General features: G+C 70.2%; 10 protein-coding genes and 3 tRNA genes. 5 read left to right on the forward strand and 8 right to left on the reverse strand.

The genetic code is table 11. The features are described from left to right. Positions 1-15: 15 nt before the first annotated feature. The 3 genes from ABZT93_RS22620 to ABZT93_RS22630 form a co-directional block, all read right to left on the reverse strand. Positions 16-89 (reverse strand) — tRNA-Ile (locus ABZT93_RS22620). Between the two features lie 168 nt (positions 90-257). Beyond that, positions 258-330 (reverse strand) — tRNA-Asn (locus ABZT93_RS22625). 6 nt (positions 331-336) lie between these two features. After that, a tRNA-Asn gene (locus ABZT93_RS22630) sits at positions 337-409 on the reverse strand. A gap of 205 nt (positions 410-614) precedes the next feature. Between ABZT93_RS22630 and ABZT93_RS22635 the strand changes: the two genes are divergently transcribed. From ABZT93_RS22635 to ABZT93_RS22650, 4 genes are all read left to right on the forward strand, one after another. After that, positions 615-920 carry a YtxH domain-containing protein gene (locus ABZT93_RS22635; protein ID WP_356107101.1) on the forward strand — a complete coding sequence of 102 codons (306 nt, stop codon included), beginning with the start codon at positions 615-617 and terminating at the stop codon, positions 918-920. A gap of 64 nt (positions 921-984) precedes the next feature. Next, the gene (locus ABZT93_RS22640) at positions 985-2,421 is read left to right on the forward strand and encodes an FGGY family carbohydrate kinase (protein WP_356107103.1); all 1,437 of its coding nucleotides are present in this window, start codon (positions 985-987) and stop codon (positions 2,419-2,421) included. A gap of 165 nt (positions 2,422-2,586) precedes the next feature. After that, complete coding sequence (locus ABZT93_RS22645; protein ID WP_356107106.1) at positions 2,587-4,320, forward strand: ABC transporter ATP-binding protein; 1,734 nt, start codon at positions 2,587-2,589, stop codon at positions 4,318-4,320. Next, positions 4,320-6,248, forward strand: coding sequence for an ABC transporter ATP-binding protein (locus ABZT93_RS22650; RefSeq protein ID WP_356107108.1), 1,929 nt, complete (start codon positions 4,320-4,322; stop codon positions 6,246-6,248). Before ABZT93_RS22645 ends, ABZT93_RS22650 begins: the two co-directional genes overlap by 1 nt. A 33-nt stretch (positions 6,249-6,281) precedes the next feature. Here ABZT93_RS22650 and ABZT93_RS22655 read toward each other — a convergent pair whose 3' ends face one another. The 5 genes from ABZT93_RS22655 to ABZT93_RS22675 form a co-directional block, all read right to left on the reverse strand. Continuing rightward, a complete protein-coding gene (locus ABZT93_RS22655) occupies positions 6,282-7,571 on the reverse strand; it encodes an RNA polymerase sigma factor (RefSeq protein ID WP_356107111.1) in 1,290 nt (429 codons plus the stop codon). Between the two features lie 127 nt (positions 7,572-7,698). Then, positions 7,699-9,606 (reverse strand): DNA primase, encoded by a 1,908-nt coding sequence (gene dnaG / locus ABZT93_RS22660; RefSeq protein ID WP_356107113.1) that lies wholly within the window; start codon positions 9,604-9,606, stop codon positions 7,699-7,701. A gap of 29 nt (positions 9,607-9,635) precedes the next feature. Further along, positions 9,636-10,901, reverse strand: coding sequence for an FAD-dependent oxidoreductase (locus ABZT93_RS22665; protein WP_356107116.1), 1,266 nt, complete (start codon positions 10,899-10,901; stop codon positions 9,636-9,638). A 155-nt stretch (positions 10,902-11,056) separates the two neighbouring features. Continuing rightward, positions 11,057-12,310, reverse strand: coding sequence for a deoxyguanosinetriphosphate triphosphohydrolase (locus ABZT93_RS22670; RefSeq protein ID WP_356107119.1), 1,254 nt, complete (start codon positions 12,308-12,310; stop codon positions 11,057-11,059). Positions 12,311-12,421: 111 nt separating this feature from the next. Beyond that, a complete protein-coding gene (locus tag ABZT93_RS22675; protein ID WP_355738353.1) occupies positions 12,422-13,198 on the reverse strand; it encodes a sirohydrochlorin chelatase in 777 nt (258 codons plus the stop codon). 208 nt (positions 13,199-13,406) lie between these two features. On the opposite strand from ABZT93_RS22675, the gene ABZT93_RS22680 reads away from it, so the two are divergent. Further along, positions 13,407-14,093 carry an ElyC/SanA/YdcF family protein gene (locus tag ABZT93_RS22680; protein WP_356107122.1) on the forward strand — a complete coding sequence of 229 codons (687 nt, stop codon included), beginning with the start codon at positions 13,407-13,409 and terminating at the stop codon, positions 14,091-14,093. Positions 14,094-14,114 lie beyond the last annotated feature (21 nt).

Consider the following 14,114-nt stretch of genomic DNA (forward strand, 5'->3'; position numbering starts at 1 on the left):
AGTGCCCTGCAAAGGTGGGGCGGGTGGGACTCGAACCCACGGCCGACGGATTATGAGTCCGCTGCTCTAACCGGCTGAGCTACCGCCCCATAGCGGCGTGTCGCGTACATGCGTGCGCGCCGTCTGCCGCAGCATAGCCGCTCATACGATCTCCTGCTCCGCAGGGGCGACTTCGCATGCCCTTGAGGACTCCGCTGTGACCTGCACGGTTGCGGCGGACATGAAAAAGGACCCCATCGGGGCCCCTCTTCCTCCTGCTCTCCCGACTGGACTCGAACCAGTAACCTGCCGGTTAACAGCCGGCTGCTCTGCCAATTGAGCTACGGAAGATCGAAGCTCCCCCGACTGGACTCGAACCAGTAACCTGCCGGTTAACAGCCGGCTGCTCTGCCAATTGAGCTACGGAGGATCGCTTCGTTGCATCGAACCTAGCTCCCTGGGTATTCGCCAGGGGGCGGGCGCTCGCTGCGACACATACATTAGCGCAAGCAGGGGGGTGCTCCGCCAATCGGTTCCCCCGACACCGAGACCGACACCGATACCGATCACCGAGACCGACTCCGAGACCGACTCCGACGTCGCACCGGATACCTACGCAAGGAAGGGTGGCCGCCATGCGCTACAAGCTCACGTTCGTGGTCGGACTGACTCTGGGTTACGTGCTGGGCACCCGTGCCGGGCGCGAGCGCTACGAGCAGTTGAAGAAATCCGCCCGCCAGGTCGCCCAGAACCCCGCCGTCCGCAACACCGCGGAGACCGCGGCCCAGCAGGGCCGCCAGTTCGCCGGCAAGGCGTATCACGTGGTCAGCGACAAGGTGGGCGAGCGGGTGCCGGAGTCCGTGAGCCAGCGGGTGCGCTCGCTGAAGGACCGCAACACGAACGGCACCGCGCAGGACGACTGGGGCACGAGCACCACTTGAATCGATGGTGACGCAACCCACTCGCGGCGCACCGCAACGACGCTACGCCCATAGAATTTCCGCCATGGGGATAGTCGCCGGGTTGGACAGCTCACCCGAATTCACTCGCATCGTCGTCTGCGACGCGGACACGGGTGCCGTACTCAAACAGGGGTACGCGCCGCACCCGGTCGAGGGCCGGCCGTCCGACGTCGACCCCCAGGCCTGGCTCCTCTCCCTCGGTGAGGCCGCGGGTGGCGGGCTCCTGGAGGGGGTGCAGGCCATCGGTGTGTCGTCGCAGCAGAACGCCGTCGTGCCCCTCGACGCCCAGGGCAACACCGTGCGCCCCGCCATGGTCGGCGGTGACAAGCGCGCGCAGGTCGCCGCCGCCGACCTCGTCGACGCGCTCGGCGGCCGCGAGGCGTGGGCCCAGGCGGTGGGCTGTGTGCCGCAGGCCGCGCAGCCCGTCACCAAGCTGCGCTGGCTGAACAAGACCGAGCCCGACGCCGCCCTGCGCACCGCCGTGCTCCTCCAGGCGCACGACTGGCTGGTGTGGCAGCTGCTCGGCCGGCCGGTGAGACGGACCACCGACCGCGGTGGCGCCTCCGGCACCGGCTACTGGTCCGCCGCCACCGGCGCCTACCGCGCCGACCTCGTGGAGCTGGCCCTCGGCCACCAGGCGATGCTCCCCGAGGTGATCGGCCCGTCGGACGCGGCCGGTACGACCCCGGAGGGGCTGCTGATCTCCGCCGGGACCGGGGAGACCATGGCCGCCGCCTTCGGCCTCGGGATCGGGCTCGGGGACGCCGTCGTCTCCCTGGGCGCGTCCGGGTCCGTGATGGCCGTGCACCCCGAGGCGCTCGTCGACAACACCGGGATGATCACCTCCCTGGCCGACGCAACCGGCATGCACCTGCCCGTCGTCACCACCCTGAACGCCGTACGGACCCTGCGCGGGGCCGCCGAGATGCTCGGCCTCGGCGATCTGGAGAGCCTGTCCGACCTGGCGATGAAGTCGACGCCGGGCGCCCACGGCCTCGTACTGCTGCCCTATCTGGAAGGCGAGCGGACACCGAACCTGCCGCACACCGCGGGGACGCTGACCGGGCTCCGGCGGGAGTCGATGAAGCCGGAGCACCTGGCACGGGCCGCGTTCGAGGGCATGCTGTGCGGGCTCGCCGACGCACTCGACGTGCTGCGCGGGCGGGGGGTCGAGGTGCGGCGGGTCTTCCTGCTGGGGGCCGCCGCCGAGCTTTCCGCCGTACAGGCCGCCGCACCAGCGCTGTTCGGTGCGCAGGTCGTCGTGCCGCAGCCGGCGGACTACGCGGCGATCGGTGCCGCCCGGCAGGCGGCCTGGGCGCTCGGGGTGTCGCAGGGCACACTCGACCCACGGACCCCGCCGATGTGGCAGGGTCCGGCCGCGCAGGTGTTGGAGCCGGGCGAGGAGCTGGCGGTGGGGCAGGCGGTGCGGCAGCAGTACGTGTCGGTGCGGGAGCAAACGTATCCGGGGGCGTTCCGCTAGACCTCGGAAGGTAAGAGTCCGGTAGGAGTCGGTGGCCTCGGGGACCCGTCAGGCCGTACGAAGCACTGCTGTCGGCTTAATCGGTTGAGGTAACACGGGTGGAGTGTCCGACGATAGGGGCCAGGGGCAACCACTCGCCCCGTCGCCGACTCCGAGAGACGTAGCGTGCTCATACGACTTCTGCGGACCTATCTCAGGCCCTACAAGAAACCCATCACCATCCTGGTGCTGCTGCAGTTCCTGCAGACCTGCGCCACCCTCTACCTGCCCACGCTGAACGCGGACATCATCGACGAAGGCGTCGTGAACGGCGACACCGGCTACATCCTGAGCTTCGGCGCTCTGATGATCGGCATCTCGCTGGCGCAGGTGGTGTGCAACATCGGGGCCGTGTTCTACGGCGCCCGCACCGCCGCCGCGCTCGGCCGGGACCTGCGGGCGTCGGTCTTCGACCGGGTGCAGTCGTTCTCGGCGCGCGAGGTGGGCCAGTTCGGCGCGCCCACGCTGATCACCCGTACGACCAATGACGTGCAGCAGGTCCAGATGCTGGCCCTGATGACGTTCACCCTGCTGGTGTCGGCGCCCATCATGTGCGTGGGCGGCATCGTGCTGGCGCTCGGCCTGGACGTACCGCTGTCCGGGGTGCTGGTGGCCGTGGTGCCGACGCTGGGCATCTGCGTGACGTTGATCGTACGGCGGCTGCGGCCGCTGTTCCGGTCCATGCAGGTCCGGCTCGACACGGTGAACCGGGTCCTGCGCGAGCAGATCACCGGCAACCGGGTCATCCGCGCGTTCGTGCGGGACCAGTACGAGGAGGACCGCTTCCGGAAGGCGAACACCGACCTGACGGAGATGTCCCTCAAGACCGGCAACCTGCTCGCGCTGATGTTCCCGGTCGTGATGACGACGGTGAACCTGTCGTCGATCGCCGTGGTGTGGTTCGGCGCCCATCGCATCGACAGCGGCGGGATGCAGATCGGTGATCTGACCGCGTTCCTCGCCTATCTGATGCAGATCGTGATGTCCGTGATGATGGCCACCTTCATGTTCATGATGGTGCCGCGCGCGGAGGTCTGCGCCGAGCGCATCCAGGAGGTCCTCGACACCTCCTCCAGTGTGGTGCCTCCCTCGGCCCCCGTCCGGGAGTTGCGGCGGCACGGCCATCTGGAGATCCGAGGTGCCGGCTTCCGCTATCCGGGCGCCGAGGAGCCGGTGCTCAAGGCGATCGACCTGGTGGCCCGGCCCGGCGAGGTGACCGCCGTGATCGGCTCCACCGGCAGCGGCAAGTCCACACTGCTCGGCCTGGTCCCCCGGCTGTTCGACGCGACCGACGGCGAGGTGCTCGTCGACGGCACCGAGGTGTCGACCATCGACCCGAAGCTGCTCGCCAGAACCGTCGGACTGGTGCCGCAGAAGCCGTACCTCTTCGCGGGCACGGTCGCCACGAACCTTCGCTACGGCAATCCCGACGCCACGGACGAGGAGCTGTGGCACGCGCTGGAGGTGGCGCAGGCCAAGGACTTCGTCGAGCGGCTGGAGAACGGCCTCGACTCCCCCGTCGCGCAGGGCGGCACCAACGTCTCCGGTGGTCAGCGCCAGCGGCTCGCGATCGCGCGCACGCTCGTGCAGCGGCCGGAGATCTACCTCTTCGACGACTCCTTCTCCGCCCTCGACTACGCGACCGACGCGGCCCTGCGGGCGGCGCTCGCCGAGGAGACCTCGGAGGCGACCGTCGTGATCGTCGCCCAGCGGGTGGCCACCATCCGTGACGCCGACCGGATCGTCGTCCTCGACGAGGGCCGGGTCGTCGGCACCGGTACCCACCGCGAACTGATGGCGGACAACGAGACCTACCGGGAGATCGTGCTCTCCCAGCTCACGGAAGCGGAGGCTGCCTGATGGCCGGGCCCATGGGGCGCATGATGGCGGGCGGCGGTCCCGAGACCCGGTCGATCGACTTCAAGGTGTCCGGCAGGCGGCTGCTCGCCCAGTTCAAGCCGGAGCGGCTGACCCTCTACGCGATGCTGGCCTGTGTCGTGGTGAGCGTCGGTCTGAACGTGATCGGGCCGAAGATCCTCGGTCAGGCCACCGACCTGGTCTTCGCGGGCATCATCGGACGGCAGATGCCCGCCGGTGCCAGCAAGGAAGAGGTCCTCGCCGGGATGCGGGAGCGCGGCGACGGTCAGGTCGCCGACATGCTCCGCAGCACCGACTTCACGCCCGGCGAGGGCATCGACTTCACCGCCGTGGGGCATGTCCTGCTGTTCGCGGTCGGGGTGTTCCTGATCGCGGGGCTGCTGATGGCGGTGGCGACACGGCTGGTCAACCGGACCGTCAACCGCACGATGTTCCGGATGCGCGAGGACGTGCAGACGAAGATGTCGCGGCTGCCGCTGTCGTACTTCGACAAGCGCCAGCGCGGCGAGGTGCTGTCCCGGGCCACGAACGACATCGACAACATCGGGCAGACCCTCCAGCAGTCGATGGGCCAGCTCATCAACTCGCTGCTGACCATCATCGGTGTACTCGCGATGATGTTCTGGGTGTCCTGGCTGCTGGCGCTGGTCGCGCTGGTCACCGTGCCGCTGTCGTTCGTCGTCGCCACGCGCGTGGGCAAGCGCTCGCAGCCGCACTTCGTGCAGCAGTGGCGCACCACGGGCAAGCTCAACGCCCACATCGAGGAGATGTACACCGGGCACAACCTGGTGAAGGTGTTCGGCCGCCAGGACGAGTCGGCGGCGCAGTTCGCCGAGCAGAACGAGGCGCTGTACGAGGCCGGGTTCAAGGCGCAGTTCAACAGCGGGGTCATGCAGCCGCTGATGATGTTCGTCTCGAACATCAACTACGTCCTGGTGGCGGTCGTCGGCGGTCTGCGGGTCGCGTCCGGTGCGCTTTCCATCGGTGACGTGCAGGCCTTCATCCAGTACTCCCGGCAGTTCTCGATGCCGCTGACGCAGGTCGCGTCGATGGCGAACCTGGTGCAGTCGGGCGTGGCCTCGGCGGAGCGGATCTTCGAACTCCTGGACGCGGAGGAGCAGGAGGCGGACCCGGTCCCGAGCGCGAAGCCCGAGGAACTGCGCGGGCGGGTCGCACTGGAGCATGTCTCCTTCCGCTACGACCCCGAGAAGCCGCTCATCGACGACCTCTCCCTGAAGGTCGAGCCCGGGCACACGGTCGCGATCGTCGGCCCGACGGGAGCCGGGAAGACCACCCTGGTCAACCTGCTCATGCGGTTCTACGACGTCTCGGGCGGCCGGATCACCCTCGACGGCGTGGACATCGCCACGATGTCCCGGGACGACCTGCGCGCCGGGATCGGCATGGTCCTCCAGGACACCTGGCTGTTCGGCGGCACCATCGCGGAGAACATCGCGTACGGCGCCGCGCGCGAGGTCACCCGGGGCGAGATCGAGGAGGCGGCCCGGGCGGCCCACGCGGACCGGTTCATCCGGACCCTGCCCGAGGGCTACGACACCGTGATCGACGACGAGGGCAGCGGGGTGAGCGCGGGCGAGAAGCAGCTCATCACCATCGCCCGGGCGTTCCTGTCGGACCCGGTGATCCTGGTCCTCGACGAGGCGACGAGCTCGGTGGACACCCGCACCGAGGTGCTGATCCAGAAGGCGATGGCCAAACTGGCCCACGGCCGCACGTCGTTCGTGATCGCCCACCGTCTGTCGACGATCCGCGACGCCGACACCATCCTGGTGATGGAGAACGGCTCGATCGTCGAACAGGGCACGCACACCGACCTGTTGGAGGCGAACGGGGCGTACGCCCGCCTGTACAAGGCGCAGTTCGCACAGGCGGTGGCGGAGGTCGACTAGCGGGTGGGGGCCGTCGGGAGACGGCCCCCACCTTCAGTCCAGGTAGCCCCGCAGCTGATCCGCGAAGGCGTGGTCCCGCAGCTTGTTCAGGGTCTTCGACTCGATCTGGCGTATCCGCTCGCGTGTCACCCCGAAGATCCGGCCGATCTCCTCCAGGGTGCGGGGGCGGCCGTCGGCCAGGCCGTAGCGGAGTTGGACGACCTTGCGCTCACGCTCGCCCAGCGTCGACAGCACCGCTTCCAGGTGCTCCCTGAGCAGCAGGAACGCCGCCGACTCGACCGGTGAGGCCGCGTCGCCGTCCTCGATGAGGTCACCGAGGGCGACATCGTCCTCCTCGCCCACCGGGGCGTGCAGCGACACCGGTTCCTGGGCCAGGCGCAGGACCTCGCTGACGCGTTCCGGGGCGAGGTCGAGGTGGGCGGCGACCTCTTCCGGGGTCGGTTCGTAGCCGCGTTCCTGGAGCATGCGGCGCTGGACGCGGACCACCCGGTTGATCAACTCGACCACGTGGACCGGGACCCGGATCGTGCGGGCCTGGTCGGCGAGGGCCCGGGACATGGCCTGGCGGATCCACCAGGTGGCGTAGGTCGAGAACTTGTAGCCGCGGGCGTAGTCGAACTTCTCGACCGCCCGGATCAGGCCCAGGTTGCCTTCCTGCACCAGGTCGAGCATGGTCAGGCCGCGGCCGACGTACCGTTTCGCGACGGACACGACGAGCCGCAGGTTCGCCTCGATGAGACGGCGCTTGGCCATCCGGCCCAGCACGACCAGGCGGTCCAGGTCGAGCGCCAACTGGCTGTCCAGGTCGGGGGCGTTGCTCAGTTTCTCCTCGGCGAAGAGGCCGGCCTCGACCCGGCGGGCGAGGTCCACCTCCTCGGCCGCGGTGAGCAGCGGGATACGGCCGATCTCCCGCAGGTACTGGCGGAACAGGTCCGAGGACGGGCCGCCGGTGTCGACGCGGCCGCGGGGCGGCTCGGGCGGTTCGACCGGCTCGGTCTCCACGTTCTCGATGGCTTCCGCGGGCGGGGCGTCCGGCTCCGTCTCGGGGTGGTGCGCTACACGGCTCTGCGGGGGCACCGCGACGAGTACGTCGGTCTCGGCGTCCTGCTCTGTCGTGTCGTCGGTACTGTTCTCGGTCTGTGCGAGGGTCTGGGTCTGCACGGGGGCGACCTCCAGGATGATCGCTGCCAAGGAGTGCGGCAGCGGTACTTCGGGGGCGGAGTCGGCGGCCTCGCCGCTGTCCGTCCCGTACGCATTGAGCGGAACCGCGGGGGTGTGGGACCCGTTGGGGACGGATCGGCCGCGCTCCGAGGACTCAGGCACCGGAACCCAGTGTGGAGTACGACACACAGCCGCCACGAGGGGCGTGCGGTGACTTTTTGAGTCCGGTCCGTGACCGGGCGGTCACCGGCCGGTTCACGGATGCCCCGCCCTACGGCGATCAGGCCGCTCAGAGCGCGGCGGCGCCCTGGTCTCGTAGAGCCCGGTCGTATTGCTGGAGAACCCACAGCTCGTTCTTCGCAGCAGCCAGTTGGGCCGGATCGCCACCCGCCTCCAGGCGCCTCACCGTGAATTGAATCTCTTGGATACGGCGCTCCACGGCGCGGCGGCGGACGGTGACGAGCTGATCGCCCGCGTAGTTCTCGTCGACCGTCTTGCGCATGATCGCCTCGACGGCCAGCTCGGTGACCATCGCGCGGACCGCGTCGTCGGGGGCGGCCTCGCGGACGCGGACGAGGTAGTCCTGGGAGTCCTGGACGCCGTACTCGGCGCCGCCCGCGTCCATGATCGCCTGGCGTACGGCGGCGTAGGGCGGGGCGGTGAACTCGTCGATGCCGTACGCGTCGAAGGCCGGGGAGACCAGGTCGGGGCGCTGGAGGGCGAGCTTGAGGAGCTCGCGCTCGGTGGCGTAGACGGGGTTGCGCAGGGTGAGGGCGGGACCGGAGACCGCGGGGCGGTGGGCTCCGTCGTACGACGGCTGCTGCGGGCCGCGTCCCGAGGGGGCCGGGCCCTTGCCGCCGCGGTCGCGGGCCCAGCGGGCCAGCTGGGCCACCCGCTTGACCACGAACTGGGTGTCGAGGATGCCGAGCATGCCGGCGAGCTGGACGGCGACCTCGTGCTGGGCGCCGCTGTTCTTGATGCGGGCGACGATCGGGGCGGCCTCGTCGAGTGCGGCGGCGCGGCCGGCGGGGGTGTCGAGGTCGTAACGGACGACGATCTGGCGCAGCGCGAACTCGAAGAGCGGGGTGCGGGGTTCGACCAGGTCGGCGACCGCGTCGTCGCCCTTGGCGAGGCGCAGGTCGCAGGGGTCCATGCCGTCGGGGGCGATCGCGATGTAGGTCTCGGCGGCGAACTTCTGGTCGTCCTCGAAGGCGCGCAGGGCCGCCTTCTGGCCGGCCGCGTCGCCGTCGAAGGTGAAGATCACGCGGGCCGAGCCGTTGTCCATCAGCAGTCGGCGCAGGATCTTGATGTGGTCGCTGCCGAAGGCCGTTCCGCAGGTCGCGATGGCGGTCGTGACACCGGCGAGGTGGCAGGCCATGACGTCGGTGTAACCCTCGACGACGACCGCGCGGGACGCCTTGGCGATGTCCTTCTTCGCGAGGTCGATGCCGTAGAGGACCTGGGACTTCCGGTAGATCGCCGTGTCGGGCGTGTTGAGGTACTTGGGGCCGTTGTCCGCCTCGTAGAGCTTGCGCGCGCCGAAGCCGACGACGTCTCCGCCGATGTCGCGGATGGGCCACATCAGGCGGCCGCGGAAGCGGTCGATGGGGCCGCGGCGGCCCTCCTGGGCAAGACCGGAGAGCAGGATCTCCTTGTCGCTGAAGCCCTTGCCGCGCAGGAACCGGGTGAGGTGGTCCCAGCCCTGGGGGCTGTAGCCGACGGAGAAGTGCGCGGCGGCGGCCTGGTCGAAGCCGCGCTCGGCGAGGAACTGGCGGCCGGTGTCGGCCTCCGGGCTGGTGGCCAGCTGCTCCATGTACCAGTCGGCGGCGATCTTGTGGGCCTCGACCAGGCGGATGCGCTCGCCGCGCTGGTGGGAGGGGTTGTAGCCGCCCTCCTCGTAGCGCAGGGTGATGCCGGCCTGGGCGGCGAGGCGCTCGACCGACTCCGAGAAGGTGAGGTGGTCGACCTTCATCACGAACGTGATGGTGTCGCCGCCCTCCTGGCAGCCGAAGCAGTGGAAGAGACCCTTGCTCGGACTGACCTGGAAGGACGGCGACTTCTCGTCGTGGAAGGGGCACAGGCCCTTGAGGTTGCCACCGCCCGCGTTGCGCAGCTGGAGGTACTCGGAGACGACGGCGTCGATCGGGACCGCGTCCCGTACCGCCTTCACGTCCTCGTCGTTGATCCGTCCTGCCACGCGTGAAGTCTACGGGGAGGTACTGACACCTACGGGACGAGGTTGACGAGGGGAACGTGCGGGTCCGCGAGCGCCTCGGTGTCCACCTGAGCCCTGGACCGGATCAGTTCCTGGATGGGCTCTGTGACGTCCCACACGTTGACGTTCATCCCGGCCAGCACCCGGCCCTGCTTCACCCAGAAGGCGATGAACTCCCGCTTCCCGGCGTCTCCCCGGATCACCACTTCGTCGTACGACCCGGGGGGCGCCCAGCCGCTGTACTCCATCCCAAGGTCGTACTGGTCGGAGAAGAAGTAGGGCACCCGGTCGTACGTCACCTGGCGGCCCAGCATCGCTCGCGCCGCCGCCGGGCCGCCGTTGAGCGCGTTGGCCCAGTGCTCGACCCGCAGCCGGTTGCCGAAGAGCGCGTGGTGGAAGGAGGCCACGTCGCCCGCCGCGTAGATGTCCGGGTCGGAGGTGCGCAGTTGTTCGTCCACGGCGACACCGCCGCCGTGCGCCCGGTCCGCCAGTTCGAGGCCGGCCGCCTCCGCGAGAGCGACGCGCGGGGCCGCGCCGACCGCCGCGAGGACGTCGTGCGCGGGATGCTCCTCGCCGTCGTCGGTGCGGGCCGCGAGGACCATGCCGTCCTGCCCGACGATCTCCGTCAGCCTCGCCCCGAAGTGGAAGCGGACGCCGTGCTCGCGGTGCAGTTCGGCGAAGAGGTTGCCGAGCTCGGGGCCGAGGACCGAGTACAGCGGGGTCGACAGCGGCTCGACGACGGTGACCTCGGCGCCGTACTCGCGGGCCGCCGCCGCCACCTCCAGGCCGATCCAGCCGGCGCCGGCGATCACGAGGTGGCCGTTGTCCCTGCCCAGGGCGGCGAGGACGCCCTTGAGGCGCTCGGCGTGGGCGAGGCGGCGCAGGTGATGGACGCCCGCGAGGTCGGTGCCGGGGATGTCCAGGCGGCGCGGCTCGGCGCCCGTCGCCAGCAGCAGCTTGTCGTAGCGGACGGCGGTGCCGTCCTCACCGAAGCGGACCGTCTTCGCCGTACGGTCGATGGCGTCCACGGTCTCGCCGAGGTGCAGCTCGATGTCGTTGCGCGCGTACCAGGCGGGTTCGTGCACGAAGACGCTGTCGCGCTCCTCCTTGCCGAGGAGGTAGCCCTTGGAGAGCGGCGGGCGCTCGTAGGGGTGGTCGCGTTCGTCGCAGATCAGTATCACGCGGCCGGTGAAGCCCTCCGTCCGGAGCGTCTCGGCCGCCTTCGCGCCGGCGAGACCTCCGCCCACGATGACAAAAGTCTGATCCGCGTCGACCACTTGGTTCCTCCTCGTAAGGGTTCCGCCACATGGGAGCGTCCCGCACGGAGTGTGATGGGGGAAGAGGGAGTGACCCGATCAGGCCACGGAGGGTCACATTCGGACGCGTTTCATGTCACTCCCGTCTCCTCCGCACAACTTGTACCCCGCAAGCATCACAGGTGACCCGTGAGACGGGCGTGAAGCGAACGCGCGGACGCGTCCGTCAGGGACCCGATCTGGTCGACGATCACCCGCTTGCGCGCCCGGTCGTCGGCCGCCCGGTCGAACAGCGCGCGGAACTGGGGGTCGAGGCCGTCGGGGGCGCGGGCGGTGAGCGCCTCCGCGAGTTCGGCGACCACGATCCGCTGGTCGGCCCGCAGCCGCTCCTGCTCGGCGCGCTGCATGACGTACCGGTCGGCGACCGCCTTGAGGACCGCGCACTCCAGGCGGGTCTCGTGCGGTACGACGAGTTCGGCGTCGTATCTCGTGAGCCTCCCGGTGCCGTACCTCCCGCGTGTGGCGGCCTCGGCGGACAGGCAGAAGCGGCCGATGAGCTGGCTGGTGGCGTCCTTGAGGCGGGCCTGCGCCACGGCCGAGCCGTCGTAGCCGTGCGGCCACCACTCCTGGTCCTGGAGGCGGTCGAGGGCCGCGGCGAGCTCCGCCGGGTCGGTGTCCTCGGGGACGTATCTCCCGAGAGCTACCTCGAAGACCGCCCGGCGTTCCGGTTCCGCGTGCAGGTAGTTGGGGTCGATGTGGCCCGCGTGCAGTCCGTCCTCGACGTCGTGGACCGAGTAGGCCACGTCGTCGGACCAGTCCATGACCTGGGCCTCGAAGGTGGTGCGGGTGCCGGGGGCGTCCTTGCGGATCCAGTCGAAGACGGGGCGGTCGTCCTCGTAGACGCCGAACTTCTGGGAACCGGGGTCGGCGGGGTGCGCTCCGCGCGGCCAGGGGTACTTGGTGGCGGCGTCCAGGGTGGCCCTGGTGAGGTTGAGGCCTACCGAGCCCTCCTCGGTGAACCGCTTGGGTTCGATGCGGGTGAGGAGCCTCAGGGACTGGGCGTTGCCCTCGAAGCCGCCGCAGTCCTCCGCGAACTCGTTCAGGGCCTGTTCGCCGTTGTGGCCGAACGGGGGGTGCCCCAGGTCATGGGCCAGACAGGCGGCTTCCACGAGGTCGGGGTCGCAGCCGAGGGCCGCGCCGAGCTCCCGGCCCACCTGGGCGCATTCCAGGGAGTGGGTGAGGCGGGTGCGGGGGCTGGCGTCCCACATCTCGTTGCGGGTGCCTGGCGTGACGACCTGCGTTTTGCCGGCGAGCCTTCTGAGCGCGGCCGAGTGGAGGATGCGGGCGCGATCGCGTTGGAAGGCGGTGCGGCCGGGGCGCTTGTCCGGTTCCGGGGCCCAGCGTTCGGTTGACTGCGGGTCGTACGGCATGTCTTGACAGTACGGGCAGTGACTGACAATTCGCCGGTGGGACTGCCGGGATCTGTCTCATGGCGGGTGCGGCACCACAGTGGCTTGTCGCGCAGTTCCCCGCGCCCCTGACTAGGCCGCCGTGGCCTGCGATGCCCATGCCTGGTGGTAGCGGTGGACGACCAGGTCGGCCATCGCCGGGTGGGTGCCCAAGGGTGCTGACGCGATCCACGGGGCCTTCTGCGCGCACTGCGTCGCGAACAGGCCCGGGGCCGTGAAGTAGGACGCCACCGCCACCCTGTCGCGACCTCGCGCCGCCAGTGCGCGGATCGCCGTGTCGACCGTCGGAGTCGCCGCGGAGGCGTACGCCGGGACCACCGGGACTCCCAGGCGGGCCGCGAGGAGCTGCGCCGTGCGGCGGGTGTCGAGGGCGGACTCCGGGTCGCGGGAGCCGGCCGCCGCGAGGACCACGGCGCTCGTACGGCGGGTCTCCTCGTCCGTCTCCGTGGGCCAGCCCGCCTCCACCAGACGGGCGTGCAGGGTCTCCACGAGAAGGGGGTGCGGGCCCAGCGGAGCCGCCACGCGTGTGCGTGCCGGGGAGGCCGCCGCCATCTCCGGGATGTCGCGCTTCACGTGGTAGCCGCGGGAGAGGAGGAGCGGCACCAGGACGGCCTCCGCCGTGCCCAGGGACGCCAGCGTGTCCGGCAGCAGGGGCTCGTTGAGCTCGATGTGGCCCAGGTGGACCGGCAGGTCGGGGCGCTGTTCGCGGACCTGGTCCAGGAGCCTGTGGACCGTGTTCAGGGTGCGCGGGTCGCGGCTGCCGTGGGCCACGACGACGAGCGCCGGCGCTTCGGAGTGCCGCCTGCCGTCGAGCGGTACGAGGCCCAGGTGGCTGCTGATCCGGTTCATGCACCGATGGTGACGGCCTGAGGTTGCCTCCCCGTTTCACGGCAATAACGCATGCTTTCCAGCGGTTCACCGCGCCGGTCCCGGGGGTGTGAGGAAGCGTGACCTGCGTCTTCGCACGGGGAAGTGAGTCTGGTCACGCGCCGGCGGACGAACCGATCGGCCGGACGGCACGTCTCTGTCTGTCGAACGACCGGGGAGGGACCGTCCGATGCGACTGCCGAGGGTACGCAGACCGCGCCTGCCACGCACGCGTGCCGGGCGGCGCAGGCTCGTGCAGGCGGTGATGGCGGGGTGTGTGCTGGCGCTGCTGCCGTCGACCTGGATGTACGTGACGACGGAGGACCGGCTGCGGACGACGGCCGACGTGCCGCCTGCCCAGGTCGCCGTGGTCTTCGGGGCCGGGCTTTGGGACGGCGAGCCGTCGCCGTATCTCGCCCACCGGCTCGACGCGGCGGCGAAGCTGTACCGGGAGAACCGGATCGAGGTCGTCCTCGTCACCGGCGACAACAGCCGCAAGGACTACGACGAGCCCGATGCCATGCGCGCGTACCTGACCCGGCACGGCGTCCCGGCCACGCGGATCGTCAGCGACTACGCCGGCTTCGACACCTGGGACTCCTGCGTCCGCGCGCGGAAGATCTTCGGCGTGGACAGGGCGGTGCTGATCAGCCAGGGCTTCCACATCCGGCGTGCGGTCGCTCTCTGTCAGGCGGCGGGGGTCACCTCGTACGGCATCGGCGTCGACGCAAGGCACGACGCCACCTGGTACTACGGCGGCGCCCGGGAGATCTTCGCGGCGGCGAAGGCGGCCCTGGACGTGGTGCTGCGGCCGGACCCGCGGTTCCTGGGGCCGAAGGAGACCGGGGTGACGGACGCGCTGGCCTCGGCCCGCTGACCGCGGGTGCGCGGCGCGTTC

This window comes from Streptomyces sp. NPDC005303, from assembly GCF_040607335.1.
Classification (GTDB): Bacteria; Actinomycetota; Actinomycetes; order Streptomycetales; family Streptomycetaceae; genus Streptomyces.